This window comes from Micromonospora sp. DT4, assembly GCF_049841675.1.
Lineage (GTDB): Bacteria > Actinomycetota > Actinomycetes > Mycobacteriales > Micromonosporaceae > Micromonospora.
The window spans coordinates 19,394-37,722 of sequence record NZ_JBNCKT010000053.1 but is presented as its reverse complement, the minus strand read 5'-3'; the positions used below and the strand labels follow the sequence as shown (position 1 = coordinate 37,722).

General features: G+C 71.6%; 12 protein-coding genes. 7 read left to right on the top strand and 5 right to left on the bottom strand.

The window, feature by feature from the left end; genetic code table 11:
* Complete coding sequence (locus ACLQ24_RS16765) at nucleotides 1-3,258, bottom strand: hypothetical protein (RefSeq protein ID WP_425892629.1); 3,258 nt, start codon at nucleotides 3,256-3,258, stop codon at nucleotides 1-3.
* A 127-nt stretch (nucleotides 3,259-3,385) separates the two neighbouring features.
* Here ACLQ24_RS16765 and ACLQ24_RS16760 point away from each other — a divergent pair, with 127 nt between their 5' ends.
* Nucleotides 3,386-5,584, top strand: a complete 2,199-nt coding sequence (locus ACLQ24_RS16760) for a transglycosylase domain-containing protein (protein ID WP_425892628.1) — start codon at nucleotides 3,386-3,388, stop codon at nucleotides 5,582-5,584.
* A gap of 260 nt (nucleotides 5,585-5,844) precedes the next feature.
* Here ACLQ24_RS16760 and ACLQ24_RS16755 read toward each other — a convergent pair whose 3' ends face one another.
* Nucleotides 5,845-7,623 carry a thiamine pyrophosphate-requiring protein gene (locus ACLQ24_RS16755; protein ID WP_425892638.1) on the bottom strand — a complete coding sequence of 593 codons (1,779 nt, stop codon included), beginning with the start codon at nucleotides 7,621-7,623 and terminating at the stop codon, nucleotides 5,845-5,847.
* A 189-nt stretch (nucleotides 7,624-7,812) separates the two neighbouring features.
* On the opposite strand from ACLQ24_RS16755, the gene ACLQ24_RS16750 reads away from it, so the two are divergent.
* Genes ACLQ24_RS16750 through ACLQ24_RS16740 form a run of 3 tightly spaced genes read left to right on the top strand, consistent with a single transcriptional unit; the run spans nucleotide 7,813 to nucleotide 11,980 of the window.
* On the top strand, nucleotides 7,813-8,625 hold the full coding sequence (locus tag ACLQ24_RS16750; protein WP_425892627.1) for a TrmH family RNA methyltransferase: 813 nt from the start codon (nucleotides 7,813-7,815) through the stop codon (nucleotides 8,623-8,625).
* A 28-nt stretch (nucleotides 8,626-8,653) separates the two neighbouring features.
* Nucleotides 8,654-10,105, top strand: a complete 1,452-nt coding sequence (gene argG / locus ACLQ24_RS16745; RefSeq protein WP_425892625.1) for an argininosuccinate synthase — start codon at nucleotides 8,654-8,656, stop codon at nucleotides 10,103-10,105.
* Nucleotides 10,106-10,165: 60 nt separating this feature from the next.
* Nucleotides 10,166-11,980: a PucR family transcriptional regulator gene (locus ACLQ24_RS16740; RefSeq protein ID WP_425892623.1), complete on the top strand. Its 1,815-nt coding sequence runs from the start codon at nucleotides 10,166-10,168 to the stop codon at nucleotides 11,978-11,980.
* 136 nt (nucleotides 11,981-12,116) lie between these two features.
* Here ACLQ24_RS16740 and ACLQ24_RS16735 read toward each other — a convergent pair whose 3' ends face one another.
* Nucleotides 12,117-13,466 carry a hypothetical protein gene (locus ACLQ24_RS16735; protein ID WP_425892622.1) on the bottom strand — a complete coding sequence of 450 codons (1,350 nt, stop codon included), beginning with the start codon at nucleotides 13,464-13,466 and terminating at the stop codon, nucleotides 12,117-12,119.
* Nucleotides 13,467-13,548: 82 nt separating this feature from the next.
* Here ACLQ24_RS16735 and murD point away from each other — a divergent pair, with 82 nt between their 5' ends.
* Nucleotides 13,549-14,901, top strand: coding sequence for a UDP-N-acetylmuramoyl-L-alanine--D-glutamate ligase (gene murD / locus ACLQ24_RS16730; protein ID WP_425892620.1), 1,353 nt, complete (start codon nucleotides 13,549-13,551; stop codon nucleotides 14,899-14,901).
* Between the two features lie 34 nt (nucleotides 14,902-14,935).
* Here the strand turns inward: murD and ACLQ24_RS16725 are convergent, their stop codons facing one another.
* Nucleotides 14,936-15,886: a hypothetical protein gene (locus ACLQ24_RS16725; protein WP_425892619.1), complete on the bottom strand. Its 951-nt coding sequence runs from the start codon at nucleotides 15,884-15,886 to the stop codon at nucleotides 14,936-14,938.
* A gap of 131 nt (nucleotides 15,887-16,017) precedes the next feature.
* Here ACLQ24_RS16725 and ACLQ24_RS16720 point away from each other — a divergent pair, with 131 nt between their 5' ends.
* Both ACLQ24_RS16720 and ACLQ24_RS16715 read left to right on the top strand, forming a co-directional pair.
* Nucleotides 16,018-16,383 carry a hypothetical protein gene (locus tag ACLQ24_RS16720; protein WP_425892618.1) on the top strand — a complete coding sequence of 122 codons (366 nt, stop codon included), beginning with the start codon at nucleotides 16,018-16,020 and terminating at the stop codon, nucleotides 16,381-16,383.
* Nucleotides 16,380-16,979, top strand: a complete 600-nt coding sequence (locus tag ACLQ24_RS16715; RefSeq protein WP_425892640.1) for a hypothetical protein — start codon at nucleotides 16,380-16,382, stop codon at nucleotides 16,977-16,979. Before ACLQ24_RS16720 ends, ACLQ24_RS16715 begins: the two co-directional genes overlap by 4 nt.
* 148 nt (nucleotides 16,980-17,127) lie before the next feature.
* Here the strand turns inward: ACLQ24_RS16715 and ACLQ24_RS16710 are convergent, their stop codons facing one another.
* A complete protein-coding gene (locus ACLQ24_RS16710; RefSeq protein ID WP_425892616.1) occupies nucleotides 17,128-18,126 on the bottom strand; it encodes an N-acetylglucosamine kinase in 999 nt (332 codons plus the stop codon).
* Between the last annotated feature and the right edge of the window lie 203 nt (nucleotides 18,127-18,329).

Sequence of the window (18,329 nt, the reverse complement as noted above, 5' to 3'; positions counted from 1 at the left end):
CTATTTGTCGAGGACCTTCCATCGACGTGTCTCGGCGTGACGTTCCGCCCCCACCCAGTTACCCGACAGTCTCTTAGCCGATGTCCACCGGACACCGAGGTTCACCGGTAGGTGATCTAACCGCGGACCCGTCTCATTCGTGTACGTCGCCTTGGCGGCAGGGGTGAGTTCCGGATACGCGGCGATGAGCGCGCCGAGGGCGCATATCACGCGCTCCAGCGCGTCGGGCGGCATCAACGTCTGCACGTTCGTTACCCACGCAGCGAGCCGCGCGTTCGGCAGGCTCCCAATGGATGGATTCGCGGCCACCGTCTGGGCGAACTGCAGCCCCGTCACCTCATAGTGCTCCACGGTCAGTCCGCCATCGGGGTGCTCCCGGCCCGTGCTTGCCCGTAGGCGTGTACCCGCGGCAATCAGAAGGCACTTGTCGGCTTGGTGCGCCCGCCGCACGTGGAGGACCAGAGCCACCCTACCTTCCCCAGGCGAGGGGAGCTGCTCAAACGGCTTTGTCGTATAGACTGCGGCCATCGGTGCGGGTGTCACCAGGCCCCCGGCAGCCTTATTTAGGACGTTGAATGCGGACCGCGCCATGAATATGGCCACGGGGCGGCCGTTGAGAGGCACGGTCGGCAGCTTCGGTGCAGCCTCTGCGACTACCTGCAGCACCGCCCGGGCCAGGTCGCGGCGTTCGTTCTTGAGCTCTATCGCACGTTGGAGGGTGTCCACTCTTCCTGGAGCCTGGTACAGGCGCACGATCGCCTTGACCGTGTCGTGTGCGTTCGCCTCCGTCAGGGCCTCATGGCCGTAGTAGGCTGTGGCGAGGGCGAGCCGATCTGCCCGACGGTCGGTCGGCGTCACCCCCCATTTCGGCATCGGCTCGATGCGCAGGCCCAGCGCGTCCGCGACGAGATCGGCGTGCCGCAGAGCGGAGTCAATGTCCACCTCGTCGTTTCGCAGACGATCGAGCAGGAACCTGTGGAGTGCGGCCCGTTCCGTTGCAGGGCCGCTGTAGCGGCTGGCAAAAACAGCGGCCTGGTTGCTGACCCGCACCGGATCCGACACCGCGTCCAGGCCGTACTCTGAAGGGACGTATGTCACCTTGAGGTGCAGCGTCTCCGCAATGAGCGTTGCGACGTTTTTCAGCCAGAAGTTACTGTCGCGGGCGACGGGCGGGCGAACATGTGCGTCCATGTACCGGCCGGACTTGTCGTTCACTACCCAGTCACCACTGTGCTGGTTGTAGGCGAGTTCACCACTGATGCGTGCAGGGCGCACGAATAAGTTGCCCTCATTATCGAAGCCAACCCCGATTGCGGGGTGTCCGGCGAAAGCGAAGATCGCGTCGAACTCCTCGCGGGCGAGCGGCATCCGGTCGTTCATTCGCCGGTACAGTTCGTCCAACTCGCTGTCGTCGTAGGAACTGCGTACGTCTTCTACGCCGAGTTGCAGCACCCCATCCGGGCCGACCGAGTAGTTCCACCGCAGCCCACGTCCGTTGTTGAGCGCTTCCGCCACGCCGGGGTCGTCGAGGCGTCGCCACGTCGGGTTGAGCCGGACGGAACCGTCGGGCTGGCGCTCCGTGCTACGCAGGCCAATCGGACCTGCAGGCGCGCCGAACATCGCGGTGAGTATGTCGCCCATGTCAACGGGCGGTGGTGGCTCGGCGACGGCCGATCCGACTGCGGAGTCGGTGTAAGTCAGGTAAAGCCCGTCATCCCATTCTGCATCGAGCAGCCGAAATCGATTCCCGCTTCTGACGACGACGTCGCCGCTCGTCGTCTGCACCGCGCCCTTCGCGTCCAGGACTACGGTCAGCTCTTCGAATTCGTCTGGCGAACCATACCTCCCCACGAGCGGGAAGGGAAAGCCGATGGTGCCGTCGGCGCCGCGCACCGCACTGAGTTCCGCGAACCGCAGCCTGAACTGCAGCGTGTCGGCGACTTCCGGCAGGTTGCCCTGTGCGGTCAAGAAATCCTCGGCGAGTCGGACCACTTCGGTAGCAACGGGATCACCGCCGGTGAGGCCGGCAACGAGCCGGCCCGGTTCAGTATCGCCGTACCGTCGCCACAGGTCCCAATCCCCCAGGATCGGGGAGGACTCGTCGAATCTCGGCCCACTCGATTCGTCAGCGGCCAGCCGCCCGCGCTCAGCGATGTAGCGCCGCACTATGTCCCGGTCGAACGGTATACCGGACAAGGGATCGTCCGAATCGGTACGGAGCGAGGCGAGAGCGCCGTCGCGGTACGGGAGACGGATCGTGCCGGACAACACGCCGTGCGGCATCTGCTCCATACCGCGCAACCCATCGCGCGTGAAACGCGTGAACGTCCCCGGGGGTGGGAGGGGCGCATCGCTTCCACGAGAACGAACTTGCGTCTTGGCATAGACGAACTCCGACTCCGAGACGCGCTCGACGATAACGACGTGCGGCTGTTCGTGGGGCGACTCCAGATAGACGACTGTCGCCTCGTTGAGCGGTAGAGCGACGAGGTCCGCGATAGCCGCCGGGCGGAACGCGCCACCGAACCGTTTATCCAGCAGGTCCACCGGGTAGATGAGATCGTCGCGGACTATGGTCGGCGCGCCGAGTTCGGCGAGCACCTGCGCGACCCGTCCGCGCGAGTCAGCGGCGCCAGTCCACGCCAGGAGTTTCGCGAACGCCGCGAGCAGACGATCCGAGGGCGCCCCGGGTTGCGCCGGCGCGCCGACGGCCGAGATCATCCCAGGGGCCGGGCCGAGGGACGACGGGGTGATTGCCGCCACGGTGCGCGGACCTGTGGCAAGGTTGGGCGCTGTTTGCAGCTGCACACCCTTGCCCGCCGGAGGGCTCACCACCATCGCGCCAGCCGCGTCAAAGGGCACGACCTGCGAATCCCGCTCCCTGCCGTTTTCATCCGCCTCCCGTGCTAGTACGGGTAAACCAAGCTGACCCGCAAGAGCCAGCGCCTCCACCACACCACCGGGCAGCCCTCCGAACGGCACACACACCATCCGCACCACCACGTCCAGCGGTTGGCCTCGCAGCAGGCCAGCGACGAAGCCAGCACCGCGAAGGACGACCGGGTCTGCGTGCACCAGATGGCGATTGTCAACTCGCGCTGCCGCAAGCACCGCGTCCGGGACCGGTGCGCTCCCCACCCAATGGCCGGACGGCACCCATGTCAGATCGAATTCGGGACACAAAGCCTGCACAGGCACTGCGACTCCAACCAGCTCACCGTCAAGGCGTCCGTGAATCAGACACAGCAGATCATTCATCAGCAGCCGACCTCAACCACCCAAGGACGTGATTGCCGGAGTGGAACCAGTGGGATGGCGTGAGATTGCTGACAGGGCCAGGGGTGGGGGTGGTCGGTTGGCGTTATTTGTGGCAATCCTGGGTGGCATGGCCGCCTCCCGCTCGCCGCTGTCGCGGCTGTTCACCGTGCTGCTCGCCGGCGTGCTGGCCGGGCTCGTCCTGGCCGTGGCCGCGCTGCCGGGCAACCTGCTGGTCGGATTCGCCGCACGTGCCGCGATCGGGTCGTACGCCGCGCTGCCCGACGCGCTGCGCACCCCGGCGACGCCGCAGCGCTCCTACCTCTACGCCAACGACGGCAAGACGCTGCTCAGCACGTTCTACGACGTGAACCGCACCGACGTCGCGTTGGCGGACATCGCCCCGCTCATGCGGCAGGCGATCGTGGCGGCCGAGGACCGGCGGTTCTACGACCACGGCGGCGCGGACCTGCGGGGCCTGGCCCGGGCGCTGGTCGCCAACGTCAAGGGCGGCGGCACCGAGCAGGGCGGCTCCACGCTGACCATGCAGTACGTGCGCAACGTCCTCAAGACCGACCCGACCCGGACCCCCGAGGAGCGCGCCGCCGCCACCGACCCCACCGTCGGGCGCAAGCTCCAGGAGATCCGGTACGCGGGCGCGCTGGACAAGAGCCTCGGCAAGGACGAGATCCTCGGCCGGTACCTGAACATCGCCTACTTCGGCGCCGGCGCGTACGGGATCGCGGCGGCCAGCCAGCGCTACTTCGGCAAGCCCCCCGCGCAGTTGACCCTCGCCGAGTCGGCGCTGCTCGCCGGCCTGGTGCAGTCCCCGGACGCGTACACCCCGATCGGTGGCGACAAGGACGAGGCGCTGGCCCGCCGCTCGTACGTGCTGGACTCGATGGTCGCCACCGGTGCGATCACCGCCACGCAGGCCGCGCAGGCCAAGGCGGAGCCGCTGGCCCTGCACGCCACCGCACAGCCCAACGGCTGCACCGCCATGGCCCAGGGCCACGACGACTGGGGCTACTTCTGCGACTACCTGCGCCAGTGGTGGCTGACCCAGCCGGCCTTCGGCGCCACCCCCGCCGAGCGCGAGCAGGCCCTGCGCTCGGGCGGCTACACCGTCGTCACGTCGCTCGACCCGAAGATCCAGGCCACCGCGCAGCAGCAGGCCACCAAGGTCTACGGGTACGACAACAAGCGCGCCCTGCCGATCGCGGCCGTCCAGCCGGGCACGGGGCAGGTGCTGGCGATGGCGGTCAACCGGCACTACAGCCTCGCCGACAACCCAGCCGGGCAGGCGAACTACCCGAACACCGTCAACCCCTTGATCTCCGGTGGGGCCAGCGTCGACGGGTACCAGGCGGGTTCGACGTTCAAGCTGTTCACCATGCTCGCGGCGCTGGAATCAGGCCGTACCCTCTCCACCGGGTTCGACGCCCCCGCCAAGCTGCCCACCCGCTACCCGGCCGAGGGGCCGGGCAGTTGTGACGGCCACTGGTGCCCGGCGAACGCCAACCCGGCGTGGATGGACGGGTACCGGATGATGTGGGACGGCTTCGGCCGTTCGGTGAACACCTACTTCGTCTGGCTGGCCGAGCAGGTGGGCCAGGACAAGGTGGTCGAGATGGCGCAGCGGCTCGGCATCACGTTCCGCGCCGACACCGACGCCGCCTTCGCCAAGAACAACGCCGCGAACTGGGGATCGTTCACCCTCGGCGTGGCCGCCACCACCCCCCTGGACCTGGCCAACGCGTACGCCACGGTGGCCGCCGAGGGCACCTACTGCACGCCGGTGCCGGTGGTCTCGGTGACCGACGCGAAGGGCGCGAGGGTGCCGGTCGGCCAGCCGTCCTGCCGGAAGGTCCTCGACGCCGACGTGGCGCGCGCCGCGACCGACGCGGCCCGCTGCCCGGTGGGCCAGCAGTCGCCGTACGGGCAGTGCAACGGCGGCACCGCCACCGGTGTGAACGGCATCCTCGACGGCCGCCCGGTGGCGGGTAAGACGGGTAGCTCGGAGGAGAACGCCACCGAGACGTTCGTCGGCTTCACCCCGCAGGTGGCCGTCGCCGGCATCGCGGCGAACCCCGACGACCCGGCCGACTCGGTGGGTTCTGCGGTGCAGAGCAAGGTGATCGACGCGGTCGCCCGGGTCATCGCCACCGCCGTCAAGGGGCAGCCGGAGAAGGCGTTCGTCGCGCCCAGCAAGGAGCTGGCTGGCGATCCCCGCCGGCCGGTAGAGCGTCCCGCCGTCCCGGAGCGCCAGAGGCCCACCACCGAGGACCTCCTGTCCCCGCTGGAACGCTGGCTGAACCGCCGCGGTTAACCTCACCCCCACTCCCTGACCCCCGACCCCGCCCCGCCTGTCCCGCCGAGGCCAACCCCCACCCCTGCCCCGCCGATCATGGACTTGTGGTGCCCGTTATGCGGCAGCTCGCGGCTTCCATCCGCCACCACAACTCCATGATCGCCGGGGCCGGGGCCGGGGCCGGGGCCGGGGCCGGGGCCGGGGCCGGGGCCGGGGCCGGGGCCGGGGCCGGGGCCGGGGACCGGGTTGGGGTGGGGTGGGGTGGGGTGGGGTCAGGTTCAGCGGTTGCGGCGGCGGGGGCGGTAGCTGGCGATCGTCGCGGGGAGGCCGCGGCGGATGATGCCGGCCCAGTCGGTGTCGCCGCGCAGCACCGCCGCCGCGGTCTTGCGGGCCTGCTCGACGGTGAAGTGCGGCGGCAGCATCAGCTCGGCCGGGTCGACAAGCGCGTTGATGACCACCGGCCGGTCGGCGCTGAGCGCGCGCTCCCAGACGCCCGGTACCTGTTCCGGCGAGTCGACCAGCTCGCCGTGCAGCCCGAGCACCTCGGCCCACCGGTGGTAGCCGATGTCCGGGAGTTGCTGGCTGTCCGGGAACATCGGCGTCCCCTCGCTGGAGCGCTGCTCCCAGCTGACGAACGCCAGGTCCCGGTTGTTGAGCACCAGCACCACGAACCGCGGGTCGGCCCAGCCGCGCCAGTACTTCGCCACCGTGATCAGCTCGTTGACGCCGTTCATCTGCATGGCCCCGTCGCCGATCAACGCGACCAGCGGCCGGTCCGGGTGGGCGAACTTGGCGCTCAGCGCGTACGGCATGGCGCCACCCATGGACAGCAGCGTGCCGGAGAGGCTGGCCAGCATGCCGGGTCGGACCTGCACGTGCCGGGCGTACCAGGCGGTCGCGGTGCCGCAGTCCACGGCGAGCATCGCGTCGTCGGGGAGCCGGTCGCTGAGGGTGCTGAACAGTAGTTGCGGGTTGACCGGGTCGGCTGTCTGCTCGGCCAGTTCGCGCTGGGCGCGCCGCCACGCCGAGGTGGCCTCGGCGATCTCCGTCCGCCAGGCGGTCGGCTCGGGGCCGGGGCCCAGCTCGTCCAGCAGTGCCCGCAGGGTGGGGCGGGCGTCGCCGGTCAGGTTCACCTCGGTCGGGTAACGCAGCCCGAGCTGCGTGCCGTCCAGGTCGATCTGCACCGCGCGGGCCTGGCCGGGTGGTGGATAGAACTCCGAGTACGGCATGTTGCTGCCCACGATCAGCAGCCGGTCGCAGCCGCTCATGAGCTGCCAGCTCGGCCGGGTGCCGAGCAGCCCGATCGCGCCGGTCACCCACGGCTCGCGATGGTCGACGACGGTGAAGCCGAGCAGCGCGGTGGCCACCCCGGCGCCGAGCCGGTGGGCGATCTCGCGGACCTCGTCCTGCGCGCCGAGCGCACCCTGCCCGACCAGCATGGCCACCCGCTCGCCACCGCGCAGCACCTCGGCGGCGCGGCGCAGGTCCGCCGTCGGCGGGAGGGTCGGCGTGCTGCTCGGCACGTTGCTGGTGTGGTAGTAGCCGTGCGCGTGCGGCGGGTCGGGGATGGCCGGCTCGTCCTGGATGTCCGAGGGGAGCACCAGCGCGGTGACGGTACGCCGCGACAGCGCCGTGCGGCACGCGCGGTCGACCAGGTGGCGGACCTGCGCGGGGTGGTCGAGCTGGGCCAGGAACGCCGCCGCGACGTCCTTGTAGAGGGCGAGCAGGTCGACCTCCTGGTAGTAGCCACCGCCCTCGGCGGTGACCGCCGTGTGCCCGACCAGGGCGACCACCGGTTGGTGGTCGAGCTTGGCGTCGTACAGGCCGTTGAGCAGGTGGATGGCGCCCGGGCCGCTGGTGACCAGCGCGCAGCCGAGTGCGCCGCCGCCGTACTTGACGTGCGCGGACGCGGCGAAGCCGGCCGTCTCCTCGTGCCGTACCTGCACGAACTGGGCCCGCTCGTTGGTGCGTTGCAGGGCGGAGGTGAGGCCGTTGATGCCGTCGCCGGGATAGCCGAAGTACCGGCGTACGCCCCAACTGAACAGGCGGGAGACGATGTGGTCCGCGACGGTCGGACGCCGGGGGCAGGGTGCCCCCTTCGGCCGGTGTCGTGTGCTCTGCGCTCACCTGGCTGGTCCTTCCCGTCGAGTCCGGTAAGTCACCGGTCGTTCCCCTTCCCGACCGGACAAAACACCGCCGCTGGGCGGACGTCGGGGCGGCGGCAGGCCGTCCGGCAGAATCGTCGGGTGCCCGTCCACGAGATCACCGACCCCGACGACGACCGGATCGCCGACTACCGCGCGCTCACCGACGTCGAGCTGCGCACCCGCTGGGAGCCTCCGCACGGACTGTTCATCGCCGAAGGTGAGCTGGTGCTGCGCCGGGCGTTACGCGCCGGCTACCCGGCCCGGTCGTACCTGGTCGACGCCAAGCGCGTCGACCAGCTCGCCGACCTGGACACCGGTGACGCGCCCGTCTACGCCGCCACCCAGGACGTGCTGCAACGGGCCACCGGCTTCCACGTACACCGGGGGGTGCTGGCGTCGTTCCACCGCCGTTCGTTGCCGACGGCGGCCGAGGTGCTCGCCGCAGCGCGCCGCGTGGTGATTCTGGAGGACGTCAACAACCACACGAACCTCGGGGCGATCTTCCGGGGGGCCGCCGCGCTCGGCATCGACGCGGTGCTGCTGTCGCCGTCCTGCGCCGACCCGCTCTACCGGCGCAGCGTGCGGGTCAGCATGGGCGAGGTCTTCGCGCTGCCGTACGCCAAGCTCGACCGCTGGCCGGCTGGTCTCGACGAGGTACGCGAGGCGGGGTTCACCGTGCTCGCCATGACGCCGGCGCCGGATGCCGTACCGATGCAGCTGTTGACTCCGGCGCAGCGCGCGCGGACGGCGCTGCTGCTGGGCGCCGAGGGGCCCGGCCTGACGGCGTCGGCGCAGGCGGCCAGCGACGTGCGGGTGGTCCTCCCGATGCGGCGCGGAGTGGACTCGTTGAACGTCGCCGCCGCGGCGGCCGTGGCGTTCTGGGAACTGGGCCGCGGCGATCCGCTTGCATGACCATGCGTCTTGTTGAATAATCTTCCCCGTGTCCAAGGTTCTCACCTCCCTGCCCATCGGCGAACGTGTCGGCATCGCCTTCTCCGGCGGCCTCGACACCTCGGTCGCGGTCGCGTGGATGCGCGACAAGGGCGCCGTCCCCTGCGCGTACACCGCCGACATCGGCCAGTACGACGAGCCCGACATCGGCTCGGTCCCCGGCCGTGCGCTCAGCTACGGCGCCGAGGTCGCCCGACTTGTCGACTGCCGTGCCGCCCTGGTCGAGGAGGGCCTCGCCGCGCTGACCTGCGGCGCCTTCCACATCCGCTCGGGCGGGCGGGCGTACTTCAACACCACCCCGCTGGGCCGGGCCGTGACCGGCACCCTGCTGGTCCGCGCGATGATCGCCGACGACGTCCAGATCTGGGGCGACGGTTCGACCTTCAAGGGCAACGACATCGAGCGCTTCTACCGGTACGGCCTGCTGGCCAACCCGATGCTGCGCATCTACAAGCCGTGGCTCGACACCGACTTCGTCACCGAGCTGGGTGGCCGCAAGGAGATGTCGGAGTGGCTGCTGGAGCGCGGCCTGCCCTACCGGGACAGCACCGAGAAGGCGTACTCGACCGACGCCAACATCTGGGGCGCCACGCACGAGGCGAAGACCCTGGAGCATCTCGACACCGGCATCGAGACGGTCAGCCCGATCATGGGCGTCCGGTTCTGGGACCCGTCGGTGGAGATCCCCACCGAGGACGTCACGATCGGGTTCGACCAGGGCCGCCCGGTGACGATCAACGGCAAGGAGTTCGGCAGCGCCGTCGACCTGGTGCTGGAGGCCAACGCCATCGGTGGCCGGCACGGCCTGGGCATGTCCGACCAGATCGAGAACCGGATCATCGAGGCCAAGAGCCGGGGCATCTACGAGGCGCCCGGGATGGCGCTGCTGCACGCCGCGTACGAGCGGTTGGTCAACGCCATCCACAACGAGGACACCCTGGCGAACTACCACAGCGAGGGCCGCCGCCTCGGCCGCCTCATGTACGAGGGTCGTTGGCTGGACCCGCAGGCGCTGATGCTGCGCGAGTCGTTGCAGCGCTGGGTCGGTACGGCGGTCACCGGTGAGGTGACGTTGCGGCTGCGCCGGGGCGAGGACTACTCGATCCTCGACACCACCGGCCCCGCGTTCAGCTACCACCCGGACAAGCTGTCGATGGAGCGCACCGAGGACTCGGCGTTCGGCCCGTCGGACCGGATCGGCCAGCTCACCATGCGCAACCTCGACATCGCCGACTCGCGGGCCAAGCTGGAGCAGTACGCGTCCCTCGGCATGGTCGGCGGCGCGCCCTCCGAGCGGATGATCGGTGCCGCGCAGGCGGCCTCCACCGGGCTGATCGGCGCGATGCCGGAGGGCGGGGCGGAAGCCATCGCCTCCCGGGGTGTCGCCACCGCCGAGGACGAGGCGCTCGACCGCGCGGCGATGGAGTTCGGCGTCGACTGACTGACCGGTACCCGGCAGGTCGGGGTCCGGGGTCCGGGGTCCGGGGTCACGGACGGTAGCGTGTCGGCCGTGTTCCCTACCGTCCGTGAGGTCCTGGCCCTGGACCCCGTCCGCCATGGCGCTCCGCGCGTGGTGGCCGGGGACGCCGGGCTGGACCGGCCGGTCCGCTGGGTGCACGTCGCCGAGGTACCCGACATCGCCACCCTGCTCGGCGGCGGCGAGCTGGTGCTCACCACCGGAATCGGGCTGCCGGCCGACGACGCGGGACTGCGCGCGTTCATCGGCGACCTCGCCGACGTCGGCGTCTCCGGGCTCGTCGTCGAGCTGGGCCGCCGCTACGTCAGCGGCGTACCCCGCGTGATGGCCGCCGCCGCCGAGCGGCGCGGCCTGCCCCTGGTCGAGCTGCGCCGGGCCACCCCGTTCGTGCGGATCACCGAGGCGGTGCACGCGCTGATCGTCGACGCGCAGCTCACCGAGCTGCGGGCCGCCGAGGAGATCCACCAGCGGTTCACCGACCTCTCCGTCGAGGGCGCCGACGCGGCCGAGGTGATCCGGCAGGCCGCCGAGCTGTCCGGTTGCCCTGTCGTGTTGGAGAACCTGTCCCGGCAGGTCCTCGGGTACGACCCGGCGGGGGAGAGCGCCGAGCTGCTGCTGGATGGCTGGGAGCAGCACTCCCGGCGGATTCGGCCAGCCGGGCGCACCGCGTACGACCCGGACAGCGGCTGGCTGGTGACCGTCGTCGGCGCCCGGGGCCAGGACTGGGGACGGCTGCTGCTGCGCTGGCCCGCCAGCGGGGAGGTGCCTATGCCCACCGCCCGCGCCGGCGAGCCGACCGCCGCGCCGCCCACCCGGCTGAGCATCCTCATTGAGCGGGCCGCGTCCACCCTCGCGCTGGGCCGGTTGATCCGCCGCGACGCCGAGGGGTTGGAGCGGCAGCTCCATCGCACCCTGCTCACCGCCCTGCTCGACCACTCGCGGCCGGTCGACGAGGTGGCGCTGCGCGCCAAGGCGCTCGGTGTAGGGCTCGACCGCCGGCACCTCGTCGGCGTGCTGGTGCGCCACCGGGCCGACGACCCCGTCGGAGAGGGCGGCCCCGAGGCCGGTCAGGCCCGCCTACGGGACCTGTCCGAGGCCGTCGGCCAGGCGCTGCGGGAGGCCAAACTGACCGCGCTGGCCAGCGCGGTCGACGACAACTCGGTGGGCGCGCTGCTGGCCCTGACCGACCCGGCCACCGAGGACCGTGCGCTGTCCGCGTTCGCGGACGCCCTTCGTCGGGTACGCCTCGACGCCGCCACCGGTCGGGTCACCTCCGGCGCCGATCCGTTCCGGTCGGTACGGGGGGCTGATCGGTCCCGGCCGGCGTCCGGCACCTCCCGGGGCGTCGGTGGGGTCGACCCACTGCGGGGCGGCGTCGGTGGCGCGTCGGGCGGGCTGATCGTGGCCGCCGGCTCCGGGGTGAGCACCCTGCGTGAGGCCCGGCAGTCGCTCGTCGAGGCCCGGCAGATCGCCGAGGCCGCCCGCCGGGACCGGCGTGACCTGCCCGTCTTCCGGCTGCCGCACGTGGGTCTGGCCGGGCTGCTGTACCTGTTGCGCGACGAGCCCCGACTGCAGACCTTCGTCGAGCGCGAACTCGGCCCACTCCTGGAGTACGACGCCCAGCACCCCCGGGAACGGCTGCTCGACACCCTGCGCGCGTACCTGGGGCAGGGGCGCAACAAGTCCGCCGGCGCCGCCGCGGCACATCTGTCCCGACCGGCCTTCTACGAACGTCTGGCCCGGATAGCCCGCATCCTCGACGTGGACCTCGACTCGGTAGAGGCAAGCCTCTCCCTACACGTGGCCCTCCTGGCCCTGGAAGCAGTCCGAACCCCCTGACCCTCAACCCCGGGGCGCCTCTCCTCACCCCTGTTGATCAAGAAGTTTGCGTCAAAAATGCCGTCTTCCGTGACGCGAACCTCTTGATCACCGGACGAAGGGGACCAGGGGTCGGTGAGAGGCCGGGGTGGGTGGGTTAGGAGAGGGAGGTTAGGGCTTTTGCGTAGGTTTCGGGGATGTGGTTGGGGCCGCCGGGGGTGAAGACGTCCGTCGACGCCACCGCGGACCACGCTGTCGCGGGGACGGCGTCGACCAGGGCTTTGATCACCGGGGCGTCGCGCCACTGGTCCTGCTCGGCGAGCAGGCCGAGGGCCACCACCGACTCCTCGACCTCGCCCACGCACTCGAACGGCTTGTGCCCGTCCACGCCCAGCAGCTCCCGGTAGCCGGGGATCTGCTCCGGGTCGGCGAGCATGTCCCCGCCGAAGATGTGCGTGACCCGCTCCCGGGGCATGAACGGCGCCATGGCCAGGAAGACGAACCGGCACTTCGGGCAGTTCCGGCACCAGCGCTCGGAGGCGTCCCGCAGCTTGAAGGCGGCGTTGCAGCTCGTCACCACGTCGTCGTACCGGGTGAACTCGGCGAACAGCCGGGCGATGTGCAGCTCGGACAGCGAACGCAGCAGGGAGAAGTACGGCTCGGTCAGCCCGGCGTGCTCGGCCAGCGCGCCCCGCAGCAGCCCCTCGGCCTCGACGCCCTTGGACCACTGGTGGTTGATCTCGTGACCGTTCCAGATCAGGTTCGGGTCGGAGGCCGAGCGCTCGTTGGACATCACCACCGGGCCCAGCCCGTGCAGTACGGCGGTGGCGACCGCGATCAGGGAGTTGATGGCGGTGACCGGGATGTGGCCGTTCAGCGCGCCGGCGGCATTCAGGTCGAACAGCACCGGGTCGATCCGCCGGCGGGCAGCGAGGGGGGTCAGCCCGGACGCCTCGTGCACCGCGACGATCACGTGGTTCGGGTTCACCGAGAACGGCACCGGGCCCAGCTCGGCGCGCCGCAGCGCCTCCAGGCTCACGATCGAGTCCTTACCGCCGCCGACCGCCGAGAGCGGGCGACGGTCGGAGTTGTCGTACACCCGGGGGGTCTCCGGCGTGCCGGCCGGCGCCTCCGGACGCAGTTCCAGCACGTGCGGCAGCTCGTTGCGGTACGCGTACTCGGCGAGGCCCTTGGTGTAGACGGCCGTGACGTAGTCGACGGTGGCCGCGCCCAGCGGCGCCGGCAGCACCAGCCGGGGCGGCGCGGCGGTCTTGTAGTAGCTGACCCCGGCGACCAGGTGCAGCACCTCCAGCACCCGGTTGAGCGTGGCCACCGTCTCGTCGGACGGCGGCGCCGCCGGCAGGGGAAGCGTGATCACCTCGGTGAACCGCTGCTCACCGGTCGGGCCGGTCAGCGCGTAGTCGAACAACACCTCGCCGGTGGCGAAGTCGATCGAGTAGGACGGGAAGGTGAAGGCGTCCATCCGCCGGAGCTGCTCGTTGGGCACACGCCATACTAGGCCCTGGTTCGTCCGGCCGTGTCCGGACCGGGCCCGCCCTGCCGCCGCCGCGACCCCCGAGGAGAGCCCCGTGCGCCTGTCTGACCTGCGCGGACGTACCGTCGCCGTCTGGGGCACCGGCCGGGAGGGCCGGGCTGCTGTGACCGCCATCGCCGCGCACGGCCCCGCCGAACTGGTCGCGGTCGACGACAGCGCCAACTTCCTGTCGCTGCCGTGGGACGGCCCGCTGGCCGAGGCTGCGCCGCTGGTGACCGGCGAGGCGGGATTCGCCCGGTTGGCCGCCGCCGACGTGGTGGTCCGCTCGCCCGGTGTGCCGCAGACCCACCCGTGGCTGGTCGAGCTGCGGCGACGTGGGGTCATGGTGACCCAGGGCACCGCCCTGTGGATGGCCGACCACGCCGCGCGCACCGTCGGGGTCACCGGGAGCAAGGGCAAGAGCACCACGTCCAGCCTGATCAGCCACCTGCTCACCGCGATGGGCCGACCGAACGTCTTCGGCGGCAACATCGGAGTGCCCACGCTCGACCTCCCCGAGGCCGAGCTGTACGTGTTGGAGTTGTCCAGCTACCAGTGCAGCGACCTCGCCGACTCGCCCCGGGTTGCCGTGGTCACCGCGCTCTTCCCCGAGCACCTGGACGCGCACGGCGGGGAGCGGGAGTACTACCGCGACAAGCTCAACCTGCTGGCCCACGAGCCGCAGACGACCGTGGTCAACGGCACCGACCCGCGGCTCGCCGCCGAGCTGGGTGACCTGCCCGCGGTGCGGGCCGGCCGTCCCGACACCACCCACGTCGCCGGCGGTGCCGACGGCACCCCCTGGTTCCACCTCGGTGACCAGCCGCTCTTCCCGCGTGCCGTGCTGCCGCTGGTCGGCCGGCACAACGAGGGCAACCTGTGCGTCGCGCTCGCCGTCCTCGACGCGCTCGGCGTCGACGTGGTGGCCGCCAAGGACCACCTCGCCATCGCCGTCGCCGAGTTCCAGGGGCTCGCCCATCGGCTCACCGAGATCACCGACCCGTCCGGGTTGACCTTCGTCGACGACACGCTGGCCACCAGCCCGTACGCGGCCATGCACGCCATCGACGCGTACGACGGACGGCCGTTGACGGTGATCGTCGGCGGCAACGACCGGGGGCTGGACTACACGCCGTTGGCCGAGCACCTGGCCGAGCGGGAGTTGACCGTCATCGGGATTCCGGACAGCGGGGCCCGGATCGTCGAGGCGCTCGACGGCCTGCCGAAGGTACGGACCGAACTGGTCGACGACCTGGTGGCGGCGGTACGGCTGTCCCGGGAGGTCACCCCGGCCGGCGGTGTGGTGCTGCTGTCCCCGGCCGCACCGAGCTACGGCCGCTTCCGGAACTTCGAGCACCGCTCCGAAGTCTTCGCCCAGGCCGTCCGCCAGACCGCCACCGCCGGCTGAGCCCCGCGCCGCGCCACCGCCGGCTGAGCCCGGCTCAGCCTAGGCTCTCGTGCAGGGCGCGCATCGAGCGGATCGCCGAGCGGATCTCCTGGAGGTAGCGGCCCGGTGTGAGGGTCTGCTCGGGCAGGACCGCCACGTCGGCGACCGCCGGGTCCACCCCGACCGTGTCGATGTCGCAGCCGTAGGGCAGCGCCAGGGTGCGCAGCGCGTCGCAGTGCTGAAACGGCACGTAGATCGGCGCGGTGGCCGTCAGCACCTCGTCGCCCGGCGCGAGCCGGACGTGCCCGGCCCAGAACCGCTGGGTGTCGGCGGTGTGCGCCCGTCGTCGCTCCGGTTCGCTGGACGGCGCGGCCAGCACCCGTACCGGTGGCAGGCCCGCCGGCCGGTAGGTCCGCGACGACCAGGAGTGGTGCGGGTGGCCGGCGTCGACACCGGCCCGCTCCGCCTGCGGGGCCACGCCGAACACCCGCCGGACGGCGGTGTCCAGCACGTCGACCTCGGTCTCGTCGGCCGGCAGGCCGGCATCGGCGAGGGCGGCCCGTTCCCACTCGGAGAGCGGGCGGAAGCTGCCCAGCACGGCGACCTCGCCCCGCACCGTCAGGCCGGCGCGCAGCAGGTACGCCGCGTACCCGACGCGCCGCACGCAGGCGTGCGCGAGGCCGCCGAGCACGACCAGATGGGCGTACGCGGACCGGGCCGGCGGCACCGGGTGGACGAGCCCGAGCGCGGCGGCCGTGTCGAGGACCAGCGTCGCGGTGGCCGGGTCGAGGTCCGGCTCGCGCGCGTCGGGTCGCTCCCGACCGCTCCGGAAGTCCCAGTGGCGGGCGGAGAAGTCGTCCAGGAACCGCAGGACCTCGGCGAGGTCGCCAGCGGGCCAGTCACCGCCGAAGTGCCGTACCAGGTCGCGGAGCGCGGTGGAGCAGACCCAGGCCTCGACGTCCGGCGCGATCCGCTCGGCGGCCGTACCTGTCTGCGCTTCCTGCACCTGCCGGATGCTACCGGTCCGCTGTTGTAGCCGGTGTTTACGCTGGCGGCAGCGGCTGATGGGGGGCTTCGACGACCCGTGACGGTGCGCGTCGGCGGGGATCGGGCGGCCCCTCGGGCTTCCTCCGGCTGGTGGCGCACACCGACCCGGCGGCGCTGGTCGGCATCACACTGTCGATCACCCTCAGCGTCCTGCTCGACCTCAGCCGGGTCTTCGTCTACGCCACGTTGACCGACGAGCTGTCCGACCTGGTCGGTCGGCAACGCGCGGCGGGGGTCCGGGTGGGCCTGCTGCCCTTCGGCGCGGTGGGTCCGCACCTCCTCGCCAATCTGACGCTCTGGGACTCGTCGAGCTGCTGGGAGGCCCGGATGGCCGCCCACGGTGAGATCGGCGAGAACCAGTTCTCGGTCAACCGCACGGACGTCGAGCGTCTCACCCGCGTGTTCGACGCCTGCGTGAGCGCGGCGACCTTCGAGGACACGACGCCGGCCCCATGACGTGGAGCGCGGTCCTGCTGGTGACGGCCGTGGTCTGGGCGGTCACCCACCAGCGGCTGCGCTGGCCCGTTCTGCTCGCCGACGGCGCGGGGATCGCCGTGTACGTGGCGCTGAGCGCCGGCCTGGTGGCCGTCGACATCCCCCGTTCGAGGCGGCCCTCGGCGGCACGGTCGTGCTCTGGCTGGCGGCCATGGTCCTGCCTGAGCACGAAGCGGATGACGTTCGTGATCGGCGCGGACCGGCGGGGCCGGGCTGTCCGAGTTCAGCGGGCATTTCGCCCGCAACAGCCTGGCGCTCGTCGGCTTTCTCACCGCGTACCACTACGTCCAGGACGTCTCGTCGGCCGGCGCGCTGGGGGCGGGCTGGGTCTCCTTCGTGGTGGTCGCCACCGCCCTGCACCTGCCGCTGCGTCCGCGCGGGTCCTGACCCGGGCACGGGCCAGCCCGGACGGCCGACCCGCCCGAGGGTGGACGCACCTGTTGCACGCCCACGGCGAGGACGGGGTGCGGTTCTTCACGCGGGGCAAGGTCGTCACCAACCGGTGGCTGGACCCACGCCACGGTGGCGTCAACCTCGGATTCCCCACCCAGACCTGACCGGCCCGGCGTCGAGAACGGTGCGACTGCGCCCGACCGCGCTACGTCGCTGCAAGATCCGCACAACTTCGGTGAAACTGTTGCCTCGGCGCGCCTTGAGGCAGCAGTTTCACCGAAAGTGCGCGGATCTTGAGTCGCGTGGCGGCGGTCAGGCGGGTAAGGGCCCACTGGGGAAGAGGAGGGTGTGCAGGGCTGCCGGGTCGGTGAGCTCGGGTAGCTCGCGGGCGGCGAGCCAGGCGGCCGCGGCGGCACCGTCGCCGGCGGTGCGCAGGGGCGCCGACGGCCAGCGCTGACCGATCTCGGCGCGGACGGCGCGGGCGAGCGGGGTGTCCGCGATGAGCAGTCCGCCGCCGAGCACGACCGGCGTCGTCGACTCCGCGGGGCGGATCCGGGTGACGCTCTCGGCCAGGTGGGCGGCGGCCTCGGCGATCAGGGCGGTGGCGACCGGTTCGCCGTCGGTCGCGGCGGTGACGACCAGGGGCGCCAGTCGGGCGAGGTCGATCGGCGGCCGGCGGGTGACCGCCTGGATCGTGGCGTCGACGGTGTCGCGGGGACGTGGGGCGACGTCCGCGCTGCCCACCAGTTCGGTGAGCAACGCCGCGCCCAGGGGGCCCGGCGCGTGAGCGGCGTCCAGGTCGGCGAGGAGCCGGCGGACCGCTTCGCGGCCGAGCCAGAAGCCCGATCCGGCGTCGCCGAGCAGCCAGCCGTGTCCGTCGGCGACGCGGTCCAGGCGCAGGTCGACGACCTGCGCGGTGATCGCGCCGGTGCCGGCGATGAGGATCGTCCCGTCGGGCTCGGAGGTGCCGGAGGCGTAGGCGACGAGGGCGTCGCCGTGCACGGCGTACGGGCAGCGCAGGCCGGCGTCGTGCCAGGCCCGGTCGAAGGCGGCGCGCCCGGCGGGGTCGGCGAGGAGTCGGGGTGCGCCGGCCAGCCCGATGGTGCCGGCGGCCACTCGGGTCGGGTCGACGTCGGTGAGCGCGCCGCGCAGCGCGGTCAGCACCTCGGTGGCGGCCCGTTCGGCGCCGTGGCTGGTGGGGTTGCCGCCGCCGGCCTTGCCGGTGCCGAGGCGTTCGCCGGCGAGGGTCAGGGCGGTCGCCCGGGTGGACGTACCCCCGACGTCGAGACCGACCACGACGGTGTCGGGCATCGGCACGAGCCTCCTTGCTCTGCGCGGTCATGGGCCTGTTCATGCTGGTCGGCACCGCCGTCCAAGGCAACTCCGAGAGGCCCCGGAGGGCTGTGCGGCAGGTAACAGTTTGAAAACTTCGCCCACAGTCTTGACACGGAGGGGCGTTCAGTAAGAACTTTTACCACTAACAGTTAACAGTCTTATCGGAAAGGTGAGGCGTC